This window comes from Streptomyces sp. NPDC093260, from assembly GCF_040683715.1.
GTDB classification, from domain to species: Bacteria; Actinomycetota; Actinomycetes; order Streptomycetales; family Streptomycetaceae; genus Streptomyces; species Streptomyces sennicomposti.
Genome location: NZ_JBFBEK010000003.1, coordinates 131,525 through 157,428, shown reverse-complemented (window position 1 = coordinate 157,428; position 25,904 = coordinate 131,525). Strand labels below are relative to the sequence as shown.

Annotated in this window: 19 protein-coding genes; 10 read left to right on the top strand and 9 right to left on the bottom strand. The window is 75.3% G+C overall.

The window, feature by feature from the left end:
- The first annotated feature begins 148 nt into the window (after positions 1 to 148).
- On the top strand, positions 149 to 2,548 hold the full coding sequence (locus tag AB0N63_RS04965) for a cation-translocating P-type ATPase (protein ID WP_365524159.1): 2,400 nt from the start codon (positions 149 to 151) through the stop codon (positions 2,546 to 2,548).
- Between the two features lie 67 nt (positions 2,549 to 2,615).
- Here the strand turns inward: AB0N63_RS04965 and AB0N63_RS04960 are convergent, their stop codons facing one another.
- The gene (locus AB0N63_RS04960; protein ID WP_365524764.1) at positions 2,616 to 5,771 is read right to left on the bottom strand and encodes a molecular chaperone Hsp90; all 3,156 of its coding nucleotides are present in this window, start codon (positions 5,769 to 5,771) and stop codon (positions 2,616 to 2,618) included.
- Between the two features lie 431 nt (positions 5,772 to 6,202).
- Positions 6,203 to 7,129, bottom strand: a complete 927-nt coding sequence (locus tag AB0N63_RS04955; RefSeq protein WP_365524156.1) for a DUF3027 domain-containing protein — start codon at positions 7,127 to 7,129, stop codon at positions 6,203 to 6,205.
- 379 nt (positions 7,130 to 7,508) lie between these two features.
- Here AB0N63_RS04955 and AB0N63_RS04950 point away from each other — a divergent pair, with 379 nt between their 5' ends.
- The 4 genes from AB0N63_RS04950 (at position 7,509) to AB0N63_RS04935 (ending at position 11,289) form a co-directional block, all read left to right on the top strand.
- The gene (locus AB0N63_RS04950; protein ID WP_365524154.1) at positions 7,509 to 9,071 is read left to right on the top strand and encodes an MFS transporter; all 1,563 of its coding nucleotides are present in this window, start codon (positions 7,509 to 7,511) and stop codon (positions 9,069 to 9,071) included.
- Between the two features lie 106 nt (positions 9,072 to 9,177).
- Positions 9,178 to 9,654, top strand: a complete 477-nt coding sequence (locus AB0N63_RS04945) for a DUF2771 domain-containing protein (RefSeq protein ID WP_365524151.1) — start codon at positions 9,178 to 9,180, stop codon at positions 9,652 to 9,654.
- Positions 9,655 to 9,716: 62 nt separating this feature from the next.
- A complete protein-coding gene (locus AB0N63_RS04940; RefSeq protein ID WP_365524148.1) occupies positions 9,717 to 10,424 on the top strand; it encodes a futalosine hydrolase in 708 nt (235 codons plus the stop codon).
- Positions 10,405 to 11,289 carry a 1,4-dihydroxy-6-naphthoate synthase gene (locus AB0N63_RS04935; RefSeq protein ID WP_365524145.1) on the top strand — a complete coding sequence of 295 codons (885 nt, stop codon included), beginning with the start codon at positions 10,405 to 10,407 and terminating at the stop codon, positions 11,287 to 11,289. Before AB0N63_RS04940 ends, AB0N63_RS04935 begins: the two co-directional genes overlap by 20 nt.
- 91 nt (positions 11,290 to 11,380) lie before the next feature.
- Here the strand turns inward: AB0N63_RS04935 and AB0N63_RS04930 are convergent, their stop codons facing one another.
- Positions 11,381 to 11,764 (bottom strand): cold-shock protein, encoded by a 384-nt coding sequence (locus AB0N63_RS04930; RefSeq protein WP_365524142.1) that lies wholly within the window; start codon positions 11,762 to 11,764, stop codon positions 11,381 to 11,383.
- Positions 11,765 to 11,929: 165 nt separating this feature from the next.
- On the opposite strand from AB0N63_RS04930, the gene AB0N63_RS04925 reads away from it, so the two are divergent.
- Positions 11,930 to 12,181, top strand: a complete 252-nt coding sequence (locus AB0N63_RS04925; protein ID WP_365524140.1) for a hypothetical protein — start codon at positions 11,930 to 11,932, stop codon at positions 12,179 to 12,181.
- On the opposite strand, the gene AB0N63_RS04920 is transcribed toward AB0N63_RS04925, so the two are convergent.
- Together AB0N63_RS04920 and AB0N63_RS04915 are read right to left on the bottom strand one after the other, a co-directional pair.
- Positions 12,157 to 12,840: an HAD family hydrolase gene (locus AB0N63_RS04920; RefSeq protein WP_365524137.1), complete on the bottom strand. Its 684-nt coding sequence runs from the start codon at positions 12,838 to 12,840 to the stop codon at positions 12,157 to 12,159. The two genes, AB0N63_RS04925 and AB0N63_RS04920, sit on opposite strands and share 25 nt — an antisense overlap.
- A gap of 576 nt (positions 12,841 to 13,416) precedes the next feature.
- Complete coding sequence (locus AB0N63_RS04915) at positions 13,417 to 14,502, bottom strand: hypothetical protein (protein ID WP_365524134.1); 1,086 nt, start codon at positions 14,500 to 14,502, stop codon at positions 13,417 to 13,419.
- A gap of 434 nt (positions 14,503 to 14,936) precedes the next feature.
- On the opposite strand from AB0N63_RS04915, the gene AB0N63_RS04910 reads away from it, so the two are divergent.
- Positions 14,937 to 17,627 (top strand): helicase C-terminal domain-containing protein, encoded by a 2,691-nt coding sequence (locus AB0N63_RS04910; protein ID WP_365524132.1) that lies wholly within the window; start codon positions 14,937 to 14,939, stop codon positions 17,625 to 17,627.
- A gap of 67 nt (positions 17,628 to 17,694) precedes the next feature.
- The gene (locus AB0N63_RS04905) at positions 17,695 to 19,341 is read left to right on the top strand and encodes a DNA repair helicase XPB (protein WP_365524129.1); all 1,647 of its coding nucleotides are present in this window, start codon (positions 17,695 to 17,697) and stop codon (positions 19,339 to 19,341) included.
- Here the strand turns inward: AB0N63_RS04905 and AB0N63_RS04900 are convergent.
- Positions 19,304 to 20,485: a glycosyltransferase 87 family protein gene (locus tag AB0N63_RS04900; RefSeq protein WP_365524127.1), complete on the bottom strand. Its 1,182-nt coding sequence runs from the start codon at positions 20,483 to 20,485 to the stop codon at positions 19,304 to 19,306. The two genes, AB0N63_RS04905 and AB0N63_RS04900, sit on opposite strands and share 38 nt — an antisense overlap.
- 17 nt (positions 20,486 to 20,502) lie before the next feature.
- The gene (locus tag AB0N63_RS04895; protein WP_365524761.1) at positions 20,503 to 20,685 is read right to left on the bottom strand and encodes a hypothetical protein; all 183 of its coding nucleotides are present in this window, start codon (positions 20,683 to 20,685) and stop codon (positions 20,503 to 20,505) included.
- A 677-nt stretch (positions 20,686 to 21,362) separates the two neighbouring features.
- Between AB0N63_RS04895 and AB0N63_RS04890 the strand changes: the two genes are divergently transcribed.
- Complete coding sequence (locus AB0N63_RS04890; protein WP_365524758.1) at positions 21,363 to 23,327, top strand: UvrD-helicase domain-containing protein; 1,965 nt, start codon at positions 21,363 to 21,365, stop codon at positions 23,325 to 23,327.
- A gap of 71 nt (positions 23,328 to 23,398) precedes the next feature.
- Here AB0N63_RS04890 and AB0N63_RS04885 read toward each other — a convergent pair whose 3' ends face one another.
- A complete protein-coding gene (locus AB0N63_RS04885) occupies positions 23,399 to 24,121 on the bottom strand; it encodes a copper homeostasis protein CutC (RefSeq protein ID WP_365524125.1) in 723 nt (240 codons plus the stop codon).
- 114 nt (positions 24,122 to 24,235) lie between these two features.
- Positions 24,236 to 24,913 carry a maleylpyruvate isomerase family mycothiol-dependent enzyme gene (locus AB0N63_RS04880; RefSeq protein WP_365524122.1) on the bottom strand — a complete coding sequence of 226 codons (678 nt, stop codon included), beginning with the start codon at positions 24,911 to 24,913 and terminating at the stop codon, positions 24,236 to 24,238.
- 290 nt (positions 24,914 to 25,203) lie between these two features.
- On the opposite strand from AB0N63_RS04880, the gene AB0N63_RS04875 reads away from it, so the two are divergent.
- The gene (locus tag AB0N63_RS04875) at positions 25,204 to 25,857 is read left to right on the top strand and encodes a hypothetical protein (RefSeq protein WP_365524119.1); all 654 of its coding nucleotides are present in this window, start codon (positions 25,204 to 25,206) and stop codon (positions 25,855 to 25,857) included.
- The last annotated feature ends 47 nt before the right edge of the window (positions 25,858 to 25,904 follow it).

Genomic DNA, 25,904 nt, shown 5'->3' with positions numbered 1-25,904 from the left:
CGCCCACCGGGCGCACGCCCCCCACCGGCTGATCCGCTCCCCGACGGCCGCGCGCCGACGGCTTGATCCGTACCCCCGCCCGTCGGTGACCGTTCACGACGGGGGGTTCGGCGAGTGAAGGGTCCCGTCCCCACGTACCGTCGAAGGCATGACGCACAGCGACACCGGTACGGAACTGGACCCCGTGCACCCCGTGCCCGTACCCCCGGCGCGGACGACCGGACTCACCGCCGGCGAGGTCGCCGAGCGCATCGCCCGCCGTGACGTCAACGACGTACCGGTGCGGGGCAGCCGCAGCCTCGCCGACATCGTCCGCGCCAACGTCTTCACCCGGTTCAACGCGATCATCGGCGTGCTCTGGGTGATCACCCTTTTCGTCGCGCCGATCCAGGACAGCCTGTTCGGCTTCGTGATCATCGCCAACACCGGTATCGGCATCGTGCAGGAGTGGCGGGCCAAGAAGACCCTCGACTCGCTCGCCGTGATCGGCGAGGCCCGGCCGACCGTGCGGCGCGACGGCACGGCCACCGAGATCGCCACCTCGGAGATCGTCCTGGACGACGTGATCGAGATCGGGCCCGGGGACAAGGCCGTCGTGGACGGCGTCTGCGTCGAGGCCGACGGTCTGGAGATCGACGAGTCGCTGCTCACCGGCGAGGCCGACCCCGTCGTCAAACGCCCCGGCGACCCCGTGATGTCCGGCAGCTTCGTCGTCGCCGGCGGCGGCGCCTTCCAGGCGACCAGGGTCGGCAGCGACGCCTACGCCGCCCAGCTCGCCGAGGAGGCCTCCCGCTTCACGCTCGTCCACTCCGAGCTGCGCACCGGCATCTCCACCATCCTCAAGTACGTGATGTGGATGATGGTCCCGACCGCGATCGGGCTCGTCATCAGCCAGCTCATCGCCAAGGACGACGACCTCAAGGACTCCGTCGCCCGGATGATCGGCGGCATCGTGCCGATGGTCCCCGAAGGGCTGGTGCTGCTCACCTCCGTCGCCTTCGCCATCGGCGTGATCCGGCTCGGCCGCAAGCAGTGCCTGGTGCAGGAGCTGCCCGCCATCGAGGGCCTGGCCCGGGTGGACACGGTGTGCCTGGACAAGACGGGCACGCTCACCGAGGGCGGCATGGACGTCACCGAGGTCCGTCTCCTGGACGGCCGGGACGAGGCGTACGTCCGCCAGGTGCTCGGCGCGCTCGGCGAGTCCGACCCGCGCCCCAACGCCTCCCTCCAGGCGATCATCGAGGCCTGCCCGGACAGCGAGGAATGGCGGTGCGTGGAGTCGCTGCCCTTCTCCTCGGCCCGCAAGTACAGCGGCGCCAGCTTCAGCGAGGGCGACGGCGAGTCCAGTACGTGGCTGCTCGGCGCGCCGGACGTGCTGCTGCCGGAGAGGTCGCCGGCGCTCGCCGAGACCGGGCGGCTCAACGAGCGGGGGCTGCGCGTGCTGCTGCTGGCCCGGGCCGGCCGCGAGCTGGACGACCCGGAGGTCACCCGCGACCTCACGCCCACCGCGCTGGTGGTGCTGGAGCAGCGACTGCGGCCCGACGCGGCCGGCACCCTGCGGTACTTCGCCGACCAGGACGTCCGCGCCAAGGTGATCTCCGGCGACAACGCGGTCTCGGTGGGCGCGGTGGCCGCCAAGGCCGGGCTGGACGGCGGCCCAGCCGTGGACGCGCGCAAGCTGCCCGAGGAGCGGGCCGCGCTGGCCGAGCGGCTGGACGGGGCGACGGTGTTCGGGCGGGTCACCCCGCAGCAGAAGCGGGACATGGTGGGCGCGCTCCAGTCGCGCGGGCACACGGTGGCGATGACCGGCGACGGCGTCAACGACGTGCTGGCGCTCAAGGACGCCGACATCGGGGTGGCGATGGGCTCCGGCGCGGAGGCCACCAAGGCGGTCGCGCAGATCGTGCTGCTGGACAACAGCTTCGCCACCCTGCCGTCGGTGGTGGCCGAGGGCCGGCGCGTCATCGGCAACATCACCCGGGTCGCGACGCTGTTCCTGGTCAAGACGGTCTACTCGGTGCTGCTGGCGGTGCTGGTGGTGTGCTCCCAGGTGGAGTACCCCTTCCTGCCCCGGCACCTGACCCTGCTGTCCACGCTGACCATCGGCGTCCCCGCCTTCTTCCTGGCGCTGGCTCCGAACAAGGAGCGCGCCCGGCCGCACTTCGTACGGCGGGTGATGCGGTACGCGATCCCCGGCGGCCTGGTGGCCGGCGCGGCGACCTTCGTGACGTATCTGATCGCCCGGAGCCACTACACCGGGCCGGACGCGCTCGACGCGGAGACCAGCGCGGCGACGCTCACCCTGTTCCTGGTCTCCATGTGGGTGCTGGCGATCATCGCGCGCCCCTACACCTGGTGGCGGATCGCGCTGGTGGCGGCGATGGGAGCGGCGTTCGTGGTCGTCCTGGCCGTCCCGGCGCTCCAGCACTTCTTCGCGCTGCGACTGGTCGGCACGTCGATGCCGTGGCTGGCGGTGGGCATCGCGGTGGTGGCGTCGGCGGCACTGGAGCTGCTGTGGAAGTGGGTGGGGCGCCGCTTCCCGGCGTAGCCCCACCCACCGCCGTCGGGGGTCCGGGGTCTCTCGTCCGGATCGGGCGTGATCCGGACGAGAGGCTCTAGTCGAACCAGCGGTCGCGGGCCAGTTCCTCGGTGCGGGACGGGTCCTCCAGGAGGGCGGCGACCTCGAAGCGGCGGGGCCACTGGCCGGCGGCCCAGGCGAGGCCCGCGGCGACGCCCTCCAGGGTGGCCGCGTGCAGCACGCCGTCCTGGGTGAGGCGCCAGTCCAGCTCGGTGCCGTCCACGACGAGTTCCTCATGCTCGACGTAGGTCTCCGGGGTGCGCGGGCCGAGCAGCACCCGCACGGACTCCGGTACGTCGTGCTGGGCGCCCGCCGAGTCCACCTCGCCGGTGACGGACTCGCTCAGCCGCCGCACCTGGAACAGCTCGGCCAACTCGGCGGCCAGGGAGGGCCGTACGGGCAGCAGCGGGACGCCTGAGGTGAACGGCAGCAGGTCCGGGGAGTCGCAGACCACGGCGTCGGCGGCGTCCACCACCTCCACCCGGCCGTCCACCACGGCCCGCACCTCGTCGGGCAGCGTGACCTGTTCGGGGTCCAGCTCGGCCAACGCGCCGTAGAGGGCGTGCAGTTGGGCCGAGGTCACGGGGCGGTCCGGGTCGGCGAGACGGTCCAGCAGCTCGGCCGCGCCGCCCGGTTCGGCGAGCAGCGCCGCGACGCCGGTGCGCACGCCGAGCGCCCGCAGCACCTGCTCGTCGTCGAAGCCGGTCGCGTCCGCCTCGTCGTACAGGCCGCGCAGCAGCGGGTCGGAGCCGGCGGCGCGCAGTCCGGCCGGGCGGCGGCCGCCGAGCACCGGGTGCCCGCGCAGCCACCAGGCGGTGTAGGGGCGGACGATCTCATGGGTGCCGTCGGGCAGCAGGACCCGCACCGGCTGGGTGAGCGCGTCGCGCAGCGGCGGCCGGGCGAGCAGGGCGAGGGCGGCGGGCCACTGGTCGTCGTCCACCAGGTCCAGGTCGCGCACGGCGACGATCTCGGTGGCGACCGGCGGGACGGGGCTGTCCGGGAAGCGGTCGAGGACGTCCTCGCACCACACGTCCACCGCGTCCAGCAGGCCCGGGTCGTCGGGCTCGGGGAAGTCGCCCTCGCGGGGCTCCAGTTCGTCCGGATCGAGGACGACGTCGGTGGCGCGGACGAGGGCGAAGTCCACGAGGACTCCGCAGGCCGCGAGCGGCTGCTCGCCCCACCTGTCGGCCAGCTCCTGGTCGACCGCGGCGAGTTCGCCGTCCCGCATGATCCGCGCGAACGGGCCGCCGGGGAAGACGAGTTCGCCGGCGGGGGCGAGTTCGCCGTCCTCGTCGGGCAGGGCGAGCGCGCCGAGCCACGGCTCGTCGCCGGGCTCCAGACCGGCGTCCCGCACCAACGCGAGGACGGTGTCGGCGAGTTCGTCGGCGTCCGGCATGTCCTCGTCCCACCCGCCGCCGTCCGCGTCCAGGGAGGCGGCGACGGCGGCCCGCACCTGCGGGGTGGTGAGGACGGCGCGCGGGGTGGCGGGCAGCGCGCCCAGCTTCTCCAGGATCGGGTGGGCGGCGTCGGGGTGGGCGACCTTCAGGCCGAGCCGGGCCAGCACCTCGGGGTCGGCGACGGCGGCGCTGTCCGGGGCGGGCAGCAGGACCTGGCGGGGACCGATGGCGGTGCGGCCTCCCCCAGTGCCGAAAGCCCGGGAGGTGCCCCCAGCCAGCGGCACGGGCAGGCCGGAGAGCCGGTCGGGGTCGACGCCGGCGAGGCTGTCGTACAGCCGCCGCCACCAGTCCGGCTCCTTCTCCAGCCCGGCCAGCCGGTCCACGGCGTCGGTCAGCGGCAGCCGGGCCACGCCGAGGGTGCGCAGTTCCGCGCGGCGTTCGAGGCCGGCGGGCAGCAGCGTGGGCAGCACCTCGGCGAGGACGCGCACGGTGTCGGCGCCCGCGCCCTCCACCACCTCGGCGTCGCGCGGACGCAGCGACTCGGGCAGTTCGTCGGAGTCGTCCTCGCGGGGCGTGGCGGCGGGCGGCAGGAAGGAGGTGCGCGGCAGCCGGTCCAGGATCGCCCGGCGCAGCGCGCCGTCCAGTTCGCCCTTGCCGAGCGGGCCGGGCACGAGACCGATGACGCCCTCGGTGACCGGCCGCCAGTCGGCGAGGAGGGCGGCGTAGGCGTCGGCGGCGCGCTGCACGAGGAAGTCGGTGAGCGGACCGGGCGCGGCGTGCCGGCGGGTGGAGTCCAGCGGGAACGACGCGATGAGCAGCGCGGGCACGCCGAGGGGTTCGTCGCTGGGGGTGGGCGCGTGCAGGACGGGGCTGGTACGGGGGCGGGCCGGGGCGCCGCCGTCGTCCACGGGGACGGCCCAGGCCACCGACCACTGCGGTCGCAGCCGCTCCTCGACCGGGCGGTCGGCGAGCAGGTCGGGGGTGAGGGGGCCGTGCGCGTCGGCGGTACGCCAGCGGGTGACGCCGTCGCGGGTGTCCTCCACGACGGTGAGCGCGCCCTCGGTGCGGCGGCGCAGGGTGCGGGGCTCGGCGTCGCCGACCTCCACGACGACTTCCTCCAGCCCGGGCAGGGCCAGCAGCAGCGCGTCGTCCACGGCGTGCAGGAGACGTTCGGCGAGGTCGGCCGCCGCGGTGTCGCGCAGCGGCAGGATGACGACGGTGTCGTACGGGTCGGGGGCGGTGCCCTCGGCGGCGAACGGGAGCCGCAGCAGCGGGACGTGGCCGTCGCGGCGGCGGATCTCGTCGCCGAGGCCGGGGCTGTGCCGGGCGGTCTCCTCGGCCAGGCCCCGGGCCTCGGCCAGCGACCAGCGCACACCGCCGTGCCGGCCGACGACGGCGGGCTCGTCGGTGACGGCGAGGACGGCGGCGAAGCCGACGCCGAACCGGCCCACGGCGGTGGCCTGCCCGGCGGCGTCCCGCTTCGCGGAGGCGCGCAGCGTGGACAGCGACTCGACGCCGGTGGCGTCCAGGGGCGCGCCGGTGTTCGCGGCGACGAGGACCCCGTCGCGCAGGGTGAGGCGGAACCGGCCGGGGACGCCGGCGCGGGCGGCGGCGTCGGCGGCGTTCTGCGCGAGCTCGATGACGAGGCGGTCGCGGTAGCCGCCGAGGACGAGGTCCTCCTCGGCGTTGGCGTCCTCCCGGAACCGCGCCGGGCTGGTGGCCCAGGCATCCAGCACGCCCCGCCGCAGCCGGGCGGTCCCGAAGGGATCGCCATCGGCGGACGGCTGCACCAACATACTCACGTCGATTCTCCTCACGAGGGTGGAACCGAAGGTACCGCGCGGGGGTGACACGGCACGCACGGTGCCCGGCGGGGGGCGGGTGCCCTGTTCGCGCGGCGCCGCACGGACCCGGTGGTCCGGGGTCGGCGCAGCGGGGAGCGACACGCCGCCCGACCACCGGGAGGCCCGATGCCCGCGACGCCGGCCGGCAGGGACGACGAGGTGTCACTGGGCCGCCCGAGCCGCCGGACGGCAGCGCCCCGCCCCCGGCGAGCGGGAGCGGGGCGCTGTGACGGAGCGTCCGGTCGGCGAGGCGGCTTCGGCTGCCGCCCCACGATGGTGATCACGGCGGCGCCCCCGTCGTGGCCACCCGCCTGGGGCGCCGAGGGCACTCGTCGGCCGGTCACGGGAGGCCGGGGCATCCCCGTCCCGCGGGCCGCGGCCCCCTAGGAGTGACCCAGTTCCGCCGTCTCCTCGTCCGGGAGCGGGGGGACCGAGCCGGAGTCCGGGGCGGGGCGGAGGGGGAAGGGGTCGACTCGGGTCTCGTCGATGACCGGCGGGGCCGGCTGCGGGGGCTTCGGCATGACAGCCGCCTCCGAGTGGCCGCCGCAGCCGTAGGCGAGAGAGACCACGCGGCCGTCGGCCGGGGAGAACTCGTTGGCGCACACGCCGAACGCCTGCCCGAGCGAGCCGCCGATCGGAACGAGGAAACCGCAGCTCACGCAGGTCGCCGGGGCAGCCTGCGCCATCGGTGTCTTCGGCCCGAACGCCTCCTCCCAGCGGTCGGCCGCGACATGCAGGCCGTAGCGGGACAGGACCCGCGCGCGCCGCATCCCCAGCTCCTCGGCGACCGCCGCGACCGAGCCCCGCGAGGGCGCGGTGGGCAGGTTGCGCGGCGGGCCGTCGGTGACCTCGGCGTCCTCCGCCTCCACCAGCTCGGCCATCTCCTCGGAGACGGCGGAGTTCGGCGGCGGCGCGTCCTCGCCGGAGAAACCGGGTTCGAGGCGCAGATCCTCCGCGTCCGTCGGCAGCAGATCGCCCGGCCCCATGTCGCCGGGCCGCAGCCGCTCGCTCCACGGCACCCACTCGGGCGCGAGCACGGCGTCCGGGCCGGGCAGCAGCACCGCCTCGTCCAGGGTGACGATCTTCGCGCGGGAGGCGCGCGTCACCGTGACGGCCCAGCGCCAGCCGCGGTAGCCCAGCTCCTTGGACTCGAAGAAGTGGGTGACGACGCGGTCACCCTCGGCCACCACGCCCGCGTGCTCACCGACGACGCCGGGCGCTGCCACCTCCTCCGCTGCGGCGCGGGCGAGGTCGACGGCCTCGGCGCACAGGCGGTCGGGGGTGCGGCTTCGCGTGGTCGCTGCGCTCACAGGTATCGCTTCTCTCCTACGCCGTCTGACGGGTGCGCCGGCCTGAAGGCGGCGGGGCGAACGGAGCGGACCTGCGGACCGCGTCGACGTACGCGCCCGATCGCGCTCGGGCGCACCTACGTCATCCATTCTGCGGTATGCCCGTAAGGCGCGCGGCCGAGAACGTTCGCCACGGCGCGCTACGCACGCTACCTTCTCGCCGCCGCTCGGCCTACACCGACGGTGCCTCACGGTCGCGCGGCGCACGGATTCGCCGGCCCGGGAGGGTCCGCGCGCCGCCCTGCGCGGCCCCGCCGTGCGGTGCGCCCGTCGGGGGGCGGGCGGGCCGTTCCGGGCCGTCTTGACGCTAGCCGCGGCCGTCTCGGGGCAGTATGACGGAGTGGCAGCCCCGAGGACGCCCCCGCAGACCCCCGCCGGGACCGATGAGCCCCAGGGGGCCGAGGGAAGCAGCCGAGGCAGCGGTTCGGGCCGGTTCGGCGGGTCCGTCCGCGCGGTCGGCCGTGCCCTGCGCCTCCCCTTCACGGGCACCGTGCGCGGCATCCGCAAGGCCACCCACGCGCACGGCGCCGGCGAGTCCGGCCTCGGCAAGCTGATCGAACTGCACGCGGTGAACGGCGCCGGCGACGTCATGGTCACCGTCGCCCTCGCCTCCACCGTCTTCTTCTCGGTCCCCACCGACGAGGCCCGCGGCCGGGTCGCGCTCTACCTCGCCATCACCATGGCGCCCTTCACGCTCCTCGCCCCGGTGATCGGCCCGCTCCTGGACCGCCTCCCGCACGGCCGGCGGGCCGCGATGGCCGCCGCGATGCTGGCCCGCGCGCTGCTCACCCTGGTCATCGCGGGCGCGGCGGCCGGCGGCGGCCTGGAGCTGTACCCGGCGGCGCTCGGCGTGCTGGTCGCCTCCAAGGCGTACGGGGTGGTCCGCAGCGCGGTCGTGCCGCGGCTGCTGCCGCCGCGGTTCTCGCTGGTCAAGGCGAACTCCCGGGTGACCCTCGGCGGGCTGCTGGCCACCGGCGCCGCCGCGCCCCTCGGCGCGGGCCTGCACCTGATCGGCCCGCGCTGGCCGCTCTACGGCGCCTTTGTGATTTTCGCCGCGGGAACGTTCCTGTCGTTCTCCCTGCCGCCCAAGGTGGACTCCGCCAAGGGCGAGCACCGGGCGCTGCTCGCGGCGGCGGAGGGCGCGGTACGGCACGGGGCGCGCCGTGGCCCGGCCGAGCCGCCCGGGGCGCCGTCGGCCCCTTCCGCCCCGCCCGGAGCGGCCGGGCCGCCCGAGCGGGCCGGGACGCCCCCCGCCCCGCCCCGGCCGCCCGAGGAGCCCCCCGCTCCGCCCAGGCGGCCCGGGCTGCGCACCGTCGGTCCGGCCGTCACCCACGCCCTGGCCGCCAACGCGGCGCTGCGCTGCCTGTCCGGGTTCCTGATCTTCTTCCTCGCCTTCCTGCTGAGGGAGCACCCGCTGGCCGGGCAGAGCGCGGCGGTCTCGCTCGGGATGGTGGGCGTCGCGGCCGGCGCGGGCAACGCCCTGGGCACCGCGGTCGGGGCGTGGCTGCGGTCACGCGCGCCGGAGGTCATCGTCGTGACGGTCGTCGCGATCGCGCTGGGCGCGGCGGTCGCGGCTGCGGCCCTGTTCGGCACGGTGCTGGTGACGTGCCTGGCGGCGGTCGCCGGGTTCGGGCAGGCGCTGGCCAAGCTGTCCCTGGACGCGCTGATCCAGCGGGACGTGCCGGAGGGGGTGCGCACGTCGGCGTTCGCCCGCTCGGAGACGCTGCTCCAGATGGCCTGGGTGCTCGGCGGCGCGATCGGCATCGTGCTGCCGCTGAACGGGGTGCTGGGCATGGCGGTCGGCGCGGCGATCGTCGCCACGGGCTGGCTGAGCACCGTACGGGGCCTGCTGGCCTCCTCCCGCCACCCGGTCCCGCCGCGCGGGGACCGCTCCGCGGCCTGATCGCGGGCGCCGGCGGCCTCGGCCATCGGGACGCCGTCGCCCCCTCGCACGGCACGCCGTACCCCCGCGTGGGCGGGGGGCTGGACGTGCCCGATAGCCTTCGGCCATGACCTCGCTGCAATCCGCCGTGCGACGCCGCCGCGCCGTCGCCGCAGCCGGCGCCGTTTCCGCCGGACTGCTCGTCCTGACGGCCTGCGACAAGCCGACGCCGATGGCCACGATCACCGCAGGCGACAACTCGGTGCACTCGGAAGCCATCTGCTACAACGACGGCAAGGACCTGACGGCCGCCGACCTGACCAAGTGCCTCAAGGACACCTCGGGCATCGAGACGATCACGGTCGACCCCGACGACACCGTCCGCTTCGGCGTCGATCCCAAGATCGCCGACGAGGGCTGGACGATCCTGCTGAACGACCAGCAGCTCACCGACTCCAGCAAGAAGACGTACCGCACCATCCCGGGCAGCGTCTTCTTCAACGCCCAGTACGGAGCCACCGGCGACTCCACCAAGGTCTCCATCAAGGAGGGCGACAAGACCACGAAGGGCGTGTGGACCTTCAAGCTGAAGAAGGACTCCTGACCACGTCCCCCGTGCCGTCCGGGCCCGCGGCGCACTCCGCGGCCGCGGGGCCTTCCGCGCGCGTGCTCGTCGCCACCGCGGTCCCCGTCGAACGGGACGCGGTGGCGAAGGCGTTCGGCGGCCCGGTGCGCGAGCTGCCGCTGCCCGGCACGACCCTGCACCGCGTCGCCGGCCGCGATCTGATCGCCGCCGGCGTCGGCCCCGCCCTCGCCGCCGCCTCCACCGCCGCCGCGCTCACCGCGGCCGCGCTCGGCGGCACGCCGTACGACCTCGTCGTGTCGGCCGGCATCGCGGGCGGTTTCGCGCCCGGCGCGCCGGTCGGCTCGCTCGTCGTCGCCGACGAGATCACCGCCGCCGACCTCGGCGCCGAGACCGGCGACGGATTCCTGCCGGTGACCGAACTCGGCTTCGGCACCGCTGCCCACCGTCCCCCCGAATCACTCGTACGGGCTATCGCCGCCGCGACCGGCGCGGCGGTCGGCGCCGCGCTGACCGTGTCCACCGTGACCGGCACCGCCGCCCGCGCCGCCGCCCTGCGCGAGCGCCACCCCCGCGCCCTCACCGAGGCGATGGAGGGCTTCGGCGTCGCCGAGGCCGCCGCCGCGCACCGCGTCCCCGTGCTGGAGCTGCGCGCGGTCTCCAACCCGGTCGGGCCGCGCGACCGCGCCGCCTGGCGCATCGGCGACGCGCTCGCCGCCCTCACCGAGGGGTTCGGGAAGCTCGCCCCCGTACTGGAGAGTTGGAGCCCGCATGAGCCAGTCGCATCCTGAGACGTCCGCCGGGCACGGCCTGCCCGACCCGCTGCGGATCGCCTACTCGCCCTGCCCGAACGACACGTTCGTCTTCGACGCCCTCGCCCACGGCCGGGTGCCGGACGCGCCCGCGCTCGACGTCACCTTCGCCGACATCGACATCACCAACGGCATGGCCGAGCGCGGCGAGTTCGACGTGCTGAAGGTGTCGTACGCGGTGCTGCCGTACGTCCTCGGCGATTACGCGCTGCTGCCGTGCGGCGGTGCGCTGGGGCGCGGCTGCGGGCCGCTGGTGCTGACCAGGGAGGCGGACGCCGACCTCAAGGGCCGTACCGTCGCGGTGCCGAGCGAGACGTCGACGGCGTACCTGCTGTTCCGGCTGTGGGCCGCGGACACCGTGCCGGGCGGGGTCGGGGAGATCGTGGTGATGCCGTTCCACGAGATCATGCCGGCCGTGCGGGACGGCAAGGTGGACGCCGGTCTGGTGATCCACGAGGCCCGCTTCACCTACCAGAACTACGGTCTGCACAAGCTCGCCGACATGGGCGAGCACTGGGAGGACACCACCGGGCTGCCGATCCCGCTCGGCGCGATCATCGCCAGGCGGTCACTGGGGAGCGCGGCGCTCCAGCGGCTCGCGGAGGCGGTCCGGGCGTCGGTGCGCGCCGCGTGGGACGACCCCGAGGCGTCCCGGCCCTACGTCATGGAACACGCCCAGGAGATGGACCCGGCCGTCGCCGACCAGCACATCGGGCTGTACGTCAACGAGTTCACCGCCGACCTCGGCGAGGACGGCTACGCCGCGATCCGCGGACTGCTCACGCGGGCGGCGGCCGAGGGACTGGTCCCGGCCCTCGGCCCGGACGCGCTCGCCTTCCCCTGACACGGCGGTGCGGCGCCTCCCCCGGTGTGGGGGCGGCGCCGCACGGCGTCGCGGGCCGCCGCGGCGGCCGGGCTCCGGGTCCGCGACCCGGCTACACGTCCAGCTGGTCGGCGACCGCGCGCAGCAGCGTGGCGGCCTTCTTGCCGTAGGCCTTGTCGGGGTAGCGGCCGCGGTTGAGGGTCTGGCCGACGTCGTCCAGCAGGGAGGTCAGGTCCTGCACGATGGGCAGCAGCTCGTCCGGCTTCTTGCGCTGGGCCGCCGCCACCGACGGCGTCGGCTCCAGCAGGGTCACCGACAGGGCCTGGTCGCCGCGCTGTCCGGCGACCACGCCGAACTCCACTCGCTGTCCCGGCTTGAGCGTGTCCACTCCGGCGGGCAGGACCGAGGAATGGACGAAGACGTCGCCGCCGTCGTCGCGGGAGAGGAAGCCGAAGCCCTTCTCGCTGTTGAACCACTTGACCTTGCCGGTAGGCACGTCTGTCCTCGTCCTCGTACTCGTCGGGGTACTGCTTCTGGAAACGGCTCTGGATAGCACGCGGGCGGGTCGCGCCCGGACCCGCCGGTACCAGGCTAATGGTCTTGGGGCGGCTGACAAGACGTCGCCCGGTTGTTCCCTCGCGCTGGGAACTACCCTGGTCCGGTGCGTGACAAAACCCAACCGAATTCCGCCGCGCCGGGCGACGGGCTGATCCGTGCCGGCGCCATCGTGTTCTTCCTCGGCACGGTGGCCACCATGGTCACGGTGGCGCCGCTGTTCCTCGGGGCGAAGCCTTTTCCGACCTACATGTTCGGGTTGAGCATGCTGATGGCCGTCGGCTTCCTCATCGCCGGGGCCGGAGTACTGCGGTCGATCGCCGCCGGGCGGCGTCAGGCGCGGGGCGAAGCCGGGTAGGAGGCGGGGCGGTCGGAGGCCGTGCCCGTCTTTTCGGCCGAAAAGGCCTGACCGTAGTCCGAAAACCAATTCGGGAACTCGGTCAGATCCGAGAGGACCACATCGGCGCCGGCCGCACGGAGTTCCTTCTCGTCGCAGGGGCCGGTGGCGACCGCGACGGAAAGGGCGCCGGCCGCGCGGGCGCCGCGTACGTCGCCCACGTGGTCGCCGACGTACACCTGCGCGCCGTGCGCGCGCAGCGCCTCGGCCTTCTGCTCGGCCCACAGGCCGCCGACGACGGCGTCCGGGGCGATGCTCAGGTGCTCCAGGTGGAGGCGGGCGTTCGGCTCGTGCTTGGCGGTGACGACGAGCGACCGGCCACCGGCCCGCCGCACCGCCTCGACAGCCTCGCGGGCGCCGGTGAGGGCGGGGGTGGCGGCGACGGCGTACTCCGGGTACATCGCGCGGTACAGGTCGGCGACGGCCTCGATGCGCTCGGCCGGGAACCAGTTGACCAGCTCCTCGTGGAGCGGCGGCCCCAGCCGGGTGACCGCCAGATCGGCGTCGATGTACGTCCCGGTCCGCTCGGCCAGCGCCAGATAGCAGGCGCGGATGCCGGGACGCGAGTCGATGAGGGTCATGTCGAGATCGAACCCGACGGTCAACGCACGAGAAGTCATACGCGCCATTGTGCCGAGGGGGCCGGTCGGGGGGACGGTGCGGGGTGCCGGGGGTGCCCGGGGGTGTGTGGGGTGCTGCGCATGGGGACGCGCGGGTGCGGACTCGGCGGCCCGGCGTACGGGTATCTCGGCCGGGGGCCGTGGGACGCCTCGGCCGGGGGCGCGCGGGCGCCCCGCGGTGGACCGGCGTACGGGTGTCTCGGCCGGGGGCCGGCGGACACGCCCCCGGCGGGTCGCCGACTGCCCGGCGCGTGCGACCGCCCCCCGACCGCGGCCGGGCCCAGCCGTCACCACCCGTTCGACACGTCGGTTCGTGCGGGTGTGCCGAGCGGGGGCCCGGTGCCGCGCCCCCGCGGTCGCTGCCCGTCCGGCACGGGCGACCGCGCTGGCGGACGGCCGTCCGGCCCGCGTGACCGTGCGCGTCGCCTCGGCCGAGCACCACGCGCCCCGGTGGTCACCGGATGCCCGGTGCCGTGGAGCCGGGCGGATCCCCGGTGCCGTGGGGTCGGGCGGACGCGCGGTGCCGTGGGGGCCGGGCGGATGCTGCGGCCAGGGTGCGGTGCGCGTCCCCGGTCGTCACCGGCGGCGTTGCGAGCGCCAGAGGAGGAACAGGGCCGAGAGGACGGCCGCCGTGCGGATCACCCAGGGCCAGGTCTGGGTGATGGCGTCGTTCATGTGGCCCTGGGCGATGGGGTCGCCCCAGCGGCCGTTGTCACGGCCCCACAGCCAGGCGAAGCCCGCCGCGAGGGCCAGGCCGGGCATGCCCATGACCGCCCACTTGGTCTCCGCCGGGGTCAGCCGCCGCGAGCCGTAGGCGATGACCCAGCCGAGGAGCAGCGCGAACCAGTTGCCGAGCACCGCGCCCGCGACCAGCAGCAGGGCGGCGAGCAGGAGCAGCGGGTTGCTCCACCTGGCGCGCGCCGCCTTCGCCTCGGCTGCGCGGCGGGGCGGCAGCAGGCCGAAGCGTCTGCGGGCGGCGGCCGGCGCCGGTTCGGCCGCCGCCGCCGGAGCCTCGGCGGCGGGCGCCGGCTCCGCCGCCTTCGGGGGCTGCGGGGGCGGCGGGGCCTTGAGGAGGTCGGCGATCTCCACGCCGCCGACGAAGCCGGGCACGTCGTCACCGATACCGAACGGGCTGCCGCCGTCCGTACGCCACCAGTCCGCCGCGCTGCCGAGCTGGTCGGCGGTCGCCAGATGCGGGGGGAGGGCGCCGCCGGCGGACGGCGGCGGGGCCGCCTGGTCCGCTTCCGGCCGCTCGGGACGCGGCCGGGGCACGATCCGGCGCAGCCCCCGGGTGCGGGCGGGGCGTTCCGCCCCGGACGCGTCCGAGGACTCCGTCACCTCCTTCGGCCTCGCCGCCGGGGCCTCCGGCTCCCGCTGCACGGGTACGGCCGGGGCCGGGACCCGCGTCCCCGGCGGACCGGCGGAGCCCGCACCGGAGCCGCCCGCCGCCGCGACGATCTCGTCGGGGCTGCCCAGCCGGTCGATGATGCGGCGCACGGCCGCGGGACTGTCCACGGCCGCCTTCGCCCGGCGCCGGTCGATCTCGTTGCGCAGCTCGGAGACGAGGCGCATCCGGGTGGCCGAGGGCAGCTGCTGTTGCTGCGCCACGTCTCCGACGCGGCTCAGATACTCGTAGACGACCTGGTCGCTCTCGATCCCCACGAACCCCTCCGGGGCGGCTGGCCGATGACCCCGGCGCACGACGTTACCGCGTACGGCCCACCCCCCGAAGCGCCCCGCACCGTGACCGCCCGAACCCCCGCCCGGTCACCGCCCGGAACCGGTGCGTCCGGGTGCCTCCGGACCGCCACCGCCCCGACCGACGGGTCCGGGTGCCCCCGCGCCGCCACCGTCGGAGCCGGCGCCCGAGCGTGCCCGCGCCCCTTCGCGGCGGTCCCCCCGCTCGGCGTCACCCGCTCGCGCCGGTGGGACGCGCCCGCCCGCCGTGGGTGCGGGCGGCGGCGGGAGTGCGCGCGGGCGCCTCCGGGGCAGCAGGCGGTGGACGGACCGCTCGGCGGAATCCACGGCTCCGGGCGTGGGTCCGGGCCCTCCGCGGACGTGTCCCGGGGACCCTCCCACCCGCTACCGTGGGTCGGATGAGCGGTGATGAGAAAGCGGCGGCGGCTCCCCGATCGCTGGCGGAGGCGCTTCGTCAGCGCGACGACGCCTCGCTGGCGGCACTGCTGCGCGCCCGCCCCGACCTCGTCACGCCCGTTCCGACCGACCTCACCCAGCTCGCGACCCGGGCCGGCACCCGGGCCTCGGTGGTGCGCGCGCTGGAGCAGCTGGACCGGTTCGCGCTCCAGACCGCGGAGGCGCTGGCGGTGGCCGGCGACCCGGCGTCCTACGGCGGACTGCTCGGCCTGATGGCCGGGGACGACGGCGACCCGGAGGTCGCCGCCGCGCTGCCCCGCGCGCTCGGCGCCCTGCGCGAACGGGCCCTGGTCTGGGGTGAGGACGACCGGCTGCGCCTGGTGCGCACCGCCCGCGAACTGCTCGCGCCGTCCCCGCAGCACCCCTCGCCGACCGGGCTCGGCCCGACCGTGCAGGAGGCCACCGCGGGCATGTCACCGGGCCGTATCCAGGAGATCGTGGCCGCCGCCGGACTGCCCTCCACCCACGACTCGGTCTCCGCCGTCGCCTCCCTCACCGCCCTGTTCACCGACCGCGAGCGGATGTCCGCACTCCTCGCCGACGTGCCGGCCGACTCCCTGGAGGTGCTCGACCGCCTGGTGTGGGGGCCGCCGTACGGGCAGGTCACCGCCGATCCGGCGCCCCGGCTGCGGCTGCTGCTCGACCGGGGACTGCTGCTGCCCACCGCGCCCGGCACCGTCGTCCTGCCCCGCGAGGTCGCCCTCCATCTGCGGGCCGGCCGCGCGCACCACGCGCCCGAGCCGGTGCCGCCCGCCGTCACGGCGAGCGCCACGCACACCGCGCGGGTGGTGGACATGACGGCGGCCGGGCAGGCGTACACCGCGCTCGCCACCGTCGAGGAGCTGCTGAAGGACTGGGACGAGGGCGGGCCGCACGTGCTGCGCGCGGGCGGCCTCAGCGTCCGCGACCTCAAGCGCACCGCCGTCGCCCTGGACGTGCCCGAGCCGGTGGCCGCGTTCTGGGTGGAGCTGGCGTACGCGGCCGGACTGCTCGCCTCCGACGGCGAGGTGGACGAGCGGTACGCGGCGACCCCGGCGTACGACGAGTGGCGGGAGCTGCCCCCGGCGGACCGCTGGGCGCGGCTGGCGCAGGCCTGGCTCACAGCCACCCGTACGCCGGGGGTGGTCGGCGACCGGGACGCCAAGGACCGCACGCTGTCCGCACTCGGCCCGGGCCTGGACCGGTCGGCCGCACCGGAGGTGCGGCACCGGGTGCTGGCCCTGTTGGCCTCTCTGCCCGAGGGCGCCGCGCCGGACGCCGAGTCGGTGCAGGCCCGGCTGCGCTGGGAGAGGCCCCTGCGCGGGCCGCAGCGGACGGGCGACCACGATCTGCGCACCCGGCTGGCCCGCTGGACGCTGTCCGAGGCGGAACTCCTCGGCGTCACCGGCCGCGGCGCGTTGTCCGCGCACGGACGGGCACTGCTGGGGGCGGGGGCGGGAGCAACCGCCGCCGGACCGGCCCCGGACGCGGACTCCGGTGCGGGCGCGGGCGCGGGTGCCCGTACGGGCACGGCTTCCGGCACGGACGCGGGTCGGCACGTGCCCGACGGTCTGCCGGGCGCCGGGCCGGGCGACAAGCTCCCCGTCCACAAGCACCACCCGCACCACCCCACCGCCGAGCCCCCGCACGCCCCGACGCCCTCGCTTGCTCCCCTCTCCCCCGCCGAGCAGGCCACCGCCACGGCCGCCGCCGCCCGGCTGCTCGCCCCGCTGCTGCCCGAGCCGCTGGACCACGTGCTGCTCCAGGCGGATCTGACGGCGGTGGCGCCCGGCCCGCTGCGCCGCCCGCTGGCCGACATGCTGGGCGTCCTCGCGAACGTCGAGTCCAAGGGCGGCGCGACCGTCTACCGCTTCACCCCCGCCTCCGTACGCCGTGCCCTGGACGCCGGCCGCAGCGCCGCCGACCTGCACGCCTTCCTCACCGAGCACTCCCGCACCCCGGTGCCGCAGCCGCTGGCGTACCTGATCGACGACGTGGCCCGCAAGCACGGGCATCTGCGGGTGGGCGCGGCCTCGGCGTACGTGCGCTGCGACGACGACGCGCTGCTCAACGAGATCCTCGCCGACAAGCGGTCCGCCGGCCTCGGGCTGCGCCGCCTCGCGCCGACCGTGCTGGCCGCGCAGGCCGACCCGGGCGCGCTGCTGGAGGGGCTGCGCGCGATGGGGTACGCACCGGCCGCCGAGTCCGCCGCGGGCGACGTGGTGATCGCCCGCGCCGACTCCCACCGCACCCCGCCGCGCACCGCGCCCGAGCCGGTCCCGGACGGCCCGCCCGCCCCGGACATCCCTCTGCTGTCGGCGGCGATCCGTGCGATCCGGGCGGGCGACCTGGCCGCCACCGCCCCGCGCAGACCGGCCGCCGCGGACCCGGCGGCCGACGGCGAGCCGCCCCGCACCAGCGCGGCCGAGACCCTGGCCACCGTGCAGGCCGCCGTGCTCACCGGCGAGGCCCTGTGGATCGGCTACGTCAACGCCGACGGCGCGGCCAGCCAGCGCGTCATCGCCCCGATCCGCGTCGAGGGCGGCTTCGTGACGGCGTACGACCACACCGCCGACGAGGTCCGCACCTATCCTCTGCACCGGATCACGGGTGTGGCGGAGCTCGCGGAGGAAGCCGCCGCGGACCCGTCGTGAGCGGGCGCCGGTAGGGCACACTGGACGATTGGCCGTGTGGTGCGGCCGAACGGAAAGGGTGCCGCGCGTGAATGGTCCGCTCATCGTCCAGTCAGACAAAACCCTCCTGCTCGAAGTCGACCACGAGCAGGCCGACGACTGCCGTCGTGCCATCGCGCCGTTCGCCGAGCTGGAGCGGGCGCCCGAGCACATCCACACCTATCGGGTGACGCCGCTCGGGCTGTGGAACGCGCGGGCCGCCGGGCACGACGCCGAGCAGGTCGTGGACGCGCTCGTCCAGTACAGCCGCTACCCGGTGCCGCACGCGCTGCTCGTGGACATCGCCGAGACGATGGACCGCTACGGCCGCCTCACCCTCTCCAAGCACCCCGCGCACGGTCTGGTGCTCACCACCACCGACCGGCCGGTGCTGGAGGAGGTGCTGAAGTCCAAGCGGGTCGCCCCGCTGGTCGGCGCGCGCATCGACCCGGACACCGTGGCCGTGCACCCCTCCGAGCGCGGGCAGATCAAGCAGACGCTGCTGAAGCTCGGCTGGCCGGCCGAGGACCTGGCCGGTTACGTGGACGGCGAGGCGCACCCGATCGACCTGCGCGAGGACGGCTGGAAGCTCCGGCCGTACCAGAAGCAGGCCGTGGAGAACTTCTGGCACGGCGGCAGCGGCGTCGTCGTGCTGCCCTGCGGCGCGGGCAAGACGCTGGTCGGCGCGGGCTCGATGGCGCAGGCGAAGTCCACCACCCTGATCCTGGTGACGAACACCGTCTCCGCCCGGCAGTGGAAGCACGAGCTGGTGAAGCGGACCTCGCTGACCGAGGACGAGATCGGCGAGTACAGCGGCACGAAGAAGGAGATCCGCCCGGTCACCATCGCCACGTACCAGGTGCTCACCACCCGCCGCAAGGGCGTCTACCCGCACCTGGAGCTGTTCGACTCCCGTGACTGGGGCCTGATCGTCTACGACGAGGTGCACCTGCTGCCCGCGCCGGTCTTCAAGTTCACCGCCGACCTCCAGGCCCGCCGCCGGCTCGGCCTGACCGCGACCCTGGTCCGCGAGGACGGCCGCGAGTCCGACGTGTTCTCGCTGATCGGGCCGAAGCGGTTCGACGCGCCGTGGAAGGAGATCGAGGCGCAGGGCTACATCGCGCCCGCCGACTGCGTCGAGGTCCGGGTCAACCTCACCGACTCCGAGCGCCTCGCCTACGCCACCGCCGAGACCGAGGAGAAGTACCGCTTCTGTGCGACCACCGCGACCAAGCGGAAGGTCACCGAGGCGATCGTGCGCCGCTTCGCGGGGCAGCAGATCCTCGTCATCGGCCAGTACATCGACCAGCTCGACGAACTCGGCGAGCACCTGAACGCCCCCGTCATCAAGGGCGAGACGTCCAACGCCCAGCGCGAGAAGCTGTTCGACGCCTTCCGGGAGGGCGAGATCAACGTCCTCGTGGTCTCCAAGGTCGCCAACTTCTCCATCGACCTGCCGGAGGCCACCGTCGCCGTCCAGGTCTCGGGCACCTTCGGCTCCCGCCAGGAGGAGGCCCAGCGCCTCGGCCGCGTGCTGCGCCCCAAGGCCGACGGCCACCAGGCGCACTTCTACTCGGTGGTCGCCCGCGACACCATCGACCAGGACTTCGCCGCCCACCGCCAGCGCTTCCTGGCCGAACAGGGCTATGCCTACCGGATCATGGACGCGGACGAGTTGCTGGCAGAGGAAGCCTGACCGGGGCCCGCTCCGCCCGCCGCCCCCGCCGCTCCCACGCCGCCCCCGCCAGCATGGCCAGCGCGAACAGGGGATAGGGGGAGGCCAGGGGCTGCTGCCACCAGGCGAGGTGGAGGTCGCGGTCGCCGGCCCGGGGGACCAGCCACATCGTGCGGGCGGCGAAGCAGACCAGCGCCACGGCGGCCCAGGCCCGGCGGCCCTCCGCCAGGAGCACGACGATCAGCGGCACGCACCACACCCAGTGGTGGGACCAGCTGATCGGGGAGACGAGCAGGGCGGTGAGGGCGGTCAGCAGAACGCCCCACCGGTCGAGCGGGGCGCGGCGGGCCAGCCACAGGCCGGTCACGGCGACCGCCGGCGCGGACAGCAGCCAGGCGAGGCCGGGTGACGGGTCGTGCAGGACGCGGGCGACCAGGCCCTGGAGGGACTGGTCGTCGATGATCCAGGTCTTGCCGACCCGGTCGGTGCGGAAGAAGAGGCGGGTCCAGTACTCGACGCTCGCCGCGGGCAGGACCAGGGCGCCCAGGGCGACGGTCCCGGCGAACGCGGCCGTCGCCGTCGCCGCCTCCCTGCCGCGCCCGCGCAGCAGCAGGTAGATCAGGAAGAGTCCCGGGGTGAGCTTGACGCCGGTGGCGATGCCGATGGCCGCGCCCCGGCCGCGCGCGCCCGGCGGCCGGGTCAGGTCCCACAGGACGAGGCAGGCCAGGGCGAGGTTGATCTGGCCGTAGCCGAAGGTCTGGAAGACCGGTTCGAGCCAGAGCGCGAGCGCCGTGCCCGCGCAGACGAGGGGCAGGTCCGCCGCCCGGCCCGCGAGGCGGAAGGAGAGCCGGACCAGCCAGGCCAGGAGCAGCGCGTTGACCGCGCAGAACGCCAGCTTCGCCGTCGGTACGGGCAGCAGCGCGGCCGGCACGAACAGCAGCGCCGCGAACGGCGGGTACGTCGCCGGGAGCCGGCCCTCGGTGATGGTGAAGCCGTACAGGTCGCGGCCGTGCAGGACGGACGCGCCCTCGGCGCGGTAGACCACCGCGTCGGGCATCGGCACCCTGAGGACCGCGAACAGGGTTCCCAGGGCGAGCAAGGAGACGGCCAGGAGGACGTAGGGCGTCGCGGGATGCGACCGGAGTGCCACCGTCCGTTTCGTCACGGGGCGACCCTAGTCGGTCATTTGTGCCGTACGCCCGCCTCCTCGCCGTACTCGCCGAGGATGATCACGTCGAAGGCGGCGCCCGCGAACACCTTCACGGCGCGCAGGGCGTCGCCGAGGCGGTGGTGGTGGCTGCCCCGGACGGCCGTGGCGCCGGCCGGGCGGGCAGGGGGTGCCGGATGGATTCCTGCTGCGCTCATGGTTGCTGCGCTCATGACTCAATGGTGGTCCGGGGACTTGAGGCGGGCGTCCCCCGCGGAGCCGACCTCATCGCCGTCCGCGTACCCCTCTGGAGGGACCGCACCCCTTGCGCCGGATGGGTGACGACCCCTAGGGACTGTCTGACAATTCCCGTCTGCCTCGCGACGCCATGCACGCACTCTCGCGGCACCGGGCGCAGACCCGAGTACGTCCAGTACGAGGGCCTGCGCCCGGCACCCCGAGAGCACGCACCTGACGCCGCGCGGCCGCCCTTCGGGCGACGACGGGAATTATCAGACAGGCCCTAGGGGCCCGCGCGGCCGGGGGCCGGTGCGGGGTCGGGCCGCGGTCGGCCGTGGGGGCACGGGGTGCGGTGCGCGGGCCGTCGTAAAACGGTTGGCCTCCGCCCTCCCGACGACCTAGAATCTCCGCTCTTGCCCGCCTCCCTCGCGGAGCGCCGCCGTCCGGACGGAAACCGGGCGGCAGATCCCGCAGCCGTACGGCGCCGCCGCGCCCGGCCCCGCCGTCAGTCCCGTAGGTACCCGGAGGCACTTCCTTGTCCACGCCCGCCGACGCCTCGCCCGCCCCCGCCCCGGCCGCAGCCGGACCGGTCGACGACAACCCGCTGGTCCGCGAGCGGTCGCACCTCGCCGCCTCCCGCGCCGCGCTGCGGGCCATGCGCGAGGACGTCGCGTCCCTCGACATCCGCGACGTCACCGCGAACTGGGTCAACGCCGAGGTCCTGGCCCGCCAGATCGACGACCGGATCAAGGCGCTGGCCGACCTCAGCGACACCCCGCTGTTCTTCGGCCGCCTCGACTACCTGCACAGCCCGGGCGCGGACCAGGCGGAAGGAGCCGACGGGGAACGCTTCTACATCGGGCGGCGGCACGTGCACGACGCGGACGGCGACCCCATGGTCATCGACTGGCGTGCACCGGTCTCACAGCCGTTCTACCGGGCGTCCAGGAAGAACCCGATGGACGTCGGGCTGCGCCGCCGTTTCGGCTACACCGGCGGCGAGCTGACCGCGTACGAGGACGAGCACCTGTCCGACCCGGCCGAGACCGCCGCCACCAGCAAGCTGCTCCAGCAGGAGATCGAGCGCCCGCGCGTCGGTCCGATGCGGGACATCGTGGCGACCATCCAGCCCGAGCAGGACGAGATCGTCCGCTCCGGCCTGTCCGGCACCGTCTGCGTGCAGGGCGGCCCCGGCACCGGGAAGACCGCCGTCGGCCTGCACCGCGTCGCCTATCTGCTGTACGCGCACCGCGACCGCCTGGCCCGTACGGGCACCCTCGTCATCGGGCCGAACAAGTCCTTCCTGCACTACATCGAGCAGGTGCTCCCGGCGCTCGGCGAGCTGACCGTGCAGCAGGCGACCGTGGACGACCTGGTCGCGCACGTGGAGGTGCGCGGGGCCGACGACGCGGCGGCGGCCGTCGTCAAGGGCGACGCGCGGATGGCCGAGGTGCTGCGGCGGGCGGTGTACGCGCACGTGACGCTGCCGGCCGAACCGGTCGTGGTGGTGCGCGGCTCCCGCCGCTGGCGGGTGCCGGCGTACGAACTGGAGGAGATCGTCCGGGAGTTGCTGGACCGGGGCATTCGCTACGGCGCGGCGCGCGAGGCCCTGCCGCAGCGCATCGCGCACGCGGTGCTGGTGCAGATGGAGCGGGCCGGGGAGGCCCCGGACGACCGGGTGCAGGACGCGGTCGCCCGCAACACGGCGGTGAAGGCGGCCGTCAAGGCGATCTGGCCGCCGGTCGACCCGGCCAAGCTGGTGCTGCGGCTGCTGTCCGACGCGGACTTCCTCGCCGCGCATTCCGAGGGCGTCCTCACCGAGGACGAGCGCAAGACGATCCTGTGGGCCAAGCCGGTGCGGTCGGTGAAGTCGGCCAGGTGGTCGGCGGCGGACGCGGTGCTGATCGACGAGGCCGCCGACCTGGTCGAGCGCACGCACTCGCTCGGGCACGTGGTGCTGGACGAGGCGCAGGACCTCTCCCCCATGCAGTACCGGGCGGTCGGGCGGCGCTGCACCACCGGTTCGGCGACCGTGCTGGGCGACCTCGCGCAGGGCACCACGCCGTGGGCGACCCGGACGTGGGAGGAGGCGCTGGCGCACCTGGGCAAGTCCGAGGGGATCATCGAGGAGCTGACCGCCGGTTTCCGCGTCCCCACGGACGTGATCGCCTACGCCTCCCGGCTGCTGCCGCACATCGCCCCGAACCTGACCCCGGTCGCCTCGGTCCGCGAGAACCCCGGCTTCTTCGAGGTCCGGACGGGCGAGGGCGACGCGGACGTGGTGGCGGCGTGCGGGGAACTGCTGCGCAACGAGGGCTCGACCGGCCTGATCGCCGCCGACGCCCGCGTGCCCGCGCTCGCCGAGGCGCTGACGGCGGCGGGGCTGCCGTATCTGGCGCCCGGCGAGGAGACGACGGCCGAGACCCGCCTCACCCTGGTCCCGGCCTCGCTCGCCAAGGGCCTGGAGTACGACTACGTGGTCCTGGACGAGCCGCAGGCCGTGGTCGACGGCGAACCCGACGAACGCACCGGCCTGCGCCGCCTGTACGTCTCCCTGACCCGAGCGGTCTCGGGCCTGGTCATCACCCACACGGCGCCGCTGCCGCCTCAGCTGGCCTGAGGCAGGCGCCCTCGGGGGCGCGCTGGGCCGGGGCGCGTGGCCCCGGCCGTTCTCCCGCGTGCGGGGCGCCCTCAGACGGCCAGCGTGTGGACCGTCTCGCCGTTCAGGACGGCGCGCCACTGGGCGACCGAGGCCGTGGAGACCGGGCCGGTCCAGCCGGTGGGGCGGGCCGCGCCGCCGATGTGGAAGGCGTCGATGCCGGCCGTGCGCAGCGCCGCCACATGGTCCAGGCGCAGTCCGCCGCCGACCATGATCTGCGGCTCGTAGCCGGGCTCCCCGCTGCGCGCCGCCTCGGCGAGCAGCGTGGGCAGCCCCTCGTCGACGCCGCCGGCCGCACCGGCCGTGAGGTAGGTGTCCAGGCCCGGCAGGCCGTCCAGCTGCTTGCGCAGGGCGTCGCGGTCGGCGGCCCGGTCGATGGCCCGGTGGAAGGTCCACCGGCAGCCGTCGAGCGCGTCCACCACCCGCTCCACGGCCGCGAGGTCCGCCGTGCCGTCCGCGTCGAGGAACCCGAGGACGAACTCCTCGGCCCCCGCCTCCCGCAGTTCGCCGACGACCCCGGCAAGCCTGTCCACGCCCGCGGCGCCGCCCGCGGCGAAGCCGTCCGCGAGCCGCACCATCACGCGCAGCGGGATGTCGACGGCGGCGCGGATCCCGGCCACGGTCCCGGCCGACGGGGTCAGCCCGTCGGCCGCCATGTCGGTGACCAGCTCGAGGCGGTCCGCGCCTCCGGCCTGGGCGGCGACCGCGTCCTCGACGTCGAGGGCGATCACCTCCAGGACTGCACGCATGCTCATGGGACCCCTTTCCTCGGTTTCCCCTGGGGCTGACAGGTCTAGTCCAATATCAGGGTACGCCGAGGAGGTCCCCGCGGGGGGAACCGGTCCGGCCGAACATGCCGGCCGAGAGGTTCAGCCGAAGATGTTCAGCTCCCCCGCCTCGGCGCCCGCCAGCTCGTACCCGTCCGCCGGCAGCGGCCGCCCCGAGTACAGCCGGACGAGGGTCGCGGCGTCGCCGATGTAGCGGGCCGGGGTCCGCTCGCCGCTCACGTCGCCGAGGCGCAGCGGCTCGTCCAGGTCGTCCAGATCGGCGTGCACCGGCAGGCGGCCGCCCCTCTCCCGGCTGACCCGGGCCAGCAGCGGCAGCGCGTACGCGAGCCCCGCGCCGGCGTACGCGCCCGGCTCGCCGAACGTCTCACGCACATCGCCCGCGTGCACCCACTCACCGAGCGCGATCACGTCCAGGAGGCCGTCGCCCGCCGCGATCACCGGGCCCGCCTCGCTCATCCCGCGCTCCAGCTCGTCCACCACGCGCGCGTGCGGCCAGTCGGCCCGCTCGGCGATGTCCCGGTCGTTGGACTCGGGCGAGAACACGCCCCGCTCGAACCGCCCCTCCACCACCCGGATCAGCGCGGCGGAACAGTGCGCGAGCACGTCCCGCACCGTCCATCCCGGACACGCGGCGACCGGCAGCGCGAAGTCCGCCTCCGGCCGCGCCCGCAGCAACGGGACCAGCGCGTCCCGCTCCACGGCCAGCAACCGACCGGGCAGTTCGGGGTCCCTCGTCTCGCGCACGTCAACAGAAGTCATGCCCCCACGCTAGGGCCTGTCCGTCCATTCGCGTCGTCGCCCGGAGGACGGCCGCGTGGCGTCAGGCGCGTGCTCTGGGGGTCCCCCCTGCTCGAAGAGCCTGGCGGAGTGCCGGCTCCCGGCCCTCGTACGGGACGTACTCGGGCCGGGGGCCGGTGCGGTGAGTGGGGTTACCCCTGCCCGAGGGCCCGGGGAAGCCTGCAGGGCGTCGCGCGGCAGACGGGAACTGTCGGACAGGCCCCAGGGGCTCGGCTCCCCGGACGGGCGGGTACGACGGGAGAATGGGGCCCATGGCCGATCACGCGGATCTCGACACCCTCCGGGCCCGTTTCGCACGCGCCCTCGACAGCACCCGCGGCCCCGGCGGCGGCCCCGACCCCGCGCCCTACGCCGACGACCTGCTGCGCCGCTGGCGGGAACCGCAGCGGCACTACCACACGCTCACCCACCTCACCGCCGTCCTCGACCACGTCGACGTACTGGCGGAGTACGCCGCCGACCCCGACGTGGTGCGGCTGGCCGCCTGGTTCCACGACGCCGTCTACCTGCCCGACCGGTCGGAGAACGAGGAGCGCTCCGCCCGCCTCGCCGAACGCGCCCTGCCCGAGGCCGGGGTGGCGGCGGACAAGACCGCCGAGGTGGCCCGGCTGGTCCGTCTCACCGTCACCCACGACCCGGCCGGCGACGACCGCGACGGCCGGGTCCTGTGCGACGCCGACCTCGCGATCCTCGCCGCGCCCCCGTCCGCCTACGCCGCCTACGCCGCCGGCGTCCGCGAGGAGTACCACTTCGTCCCGAACGACCTCTTCCGCACCGGCCGGTCCGACGTACTGCGCCGGCTCCTCGCCCTGCCCCGCCTCTTCCGCACCCCCTACGGCGAACGCCACTGGGAGGCCACGGCCCGCTACAACCTCGCCTCCGAACTGGAAATGCTGTCGCAGTGACGTCCGCCCGGCCCCTACCCTGCGCCCTATGAACGCATGGGGCGGGG

Coding starts and splice junctions, on each gene's coding strand:
- AB0N63_RS04965 (WP_365524159.1), top strand. CDS start 149: ATGACGCACAGCGACACCGGTACGGAACTGGACCCCGTGCACCCCGTG.
- AB0N63_RS04960 (WP_365524764.1), bottom strand. CDS start 5,771: ATGTTGGTGCAGCCGTCCGCCGATGGCGATCCCTTCGGGACCGCCCGG.
- AB0N63_RS04945 (WP_365524151.1), top strand. CDS start 9,178: ATGACCTCGCTGCAATCCGCCGTGCGACGCCGCCGCGCCGTCGCCGCA.
- AB0N63_RS04935 (WP_365524145.1), top strand. CDS start 10,405: ATGAGCCAGTCGCATCCTGAGACGTCCGCCGGGCACGGCCTGCCCGAC.
- AB0N63_RS04920 (WP_365524137.1), bottom strand. CDS start 12,840: ATGACTTCTCGTGCGTTGACCGTCGGGTTCGATCTCGACATGACCCTC.
- AB0N63_RS04910 (WP_365524132.1), top strand. CDS start 14,937: ATGAGCGGTGATGAGAAAGCGGCGGCGGCTCCCCGATCGCTGGCGGAG.
- AB0N63_RS04895 (WP_365524761.1), bottom strand. CDS start 20,685: ATGAGCGCAGCAGGAATCCATCCGGCACCCCCTGCCCGCCCGGCCGGC.
- AB0N63_RS04890 (WP_365524758.1), top strand. CDS start 21,363: ATGCGCGAGGACGTCGCGTCCCTCGACATCCGCGACGTCACCGCGAAC.
- AB0N63_RS04885 (WP_365524125.1), bottom strand. CDS start 24,121: ATGAGCATGCGTGCAGTCCTGGAGGTGATCGCCCTCGACGTCGAGGAC.
- AB0N63_RS04880 (WP_365524122.1), bottom strand. CDS start 24,913: ATGACTTCTGTTGACGTGCGCGAGACGAGGGACCCCGAACTGCCCGGT.
- AB0N63_RS04875 (WP_365524119.1), top strand. CDS start 25,204: ATGGCCGATCACGCGGATCTCGACACCCTCCGGGCCCGTTTCGCACGC.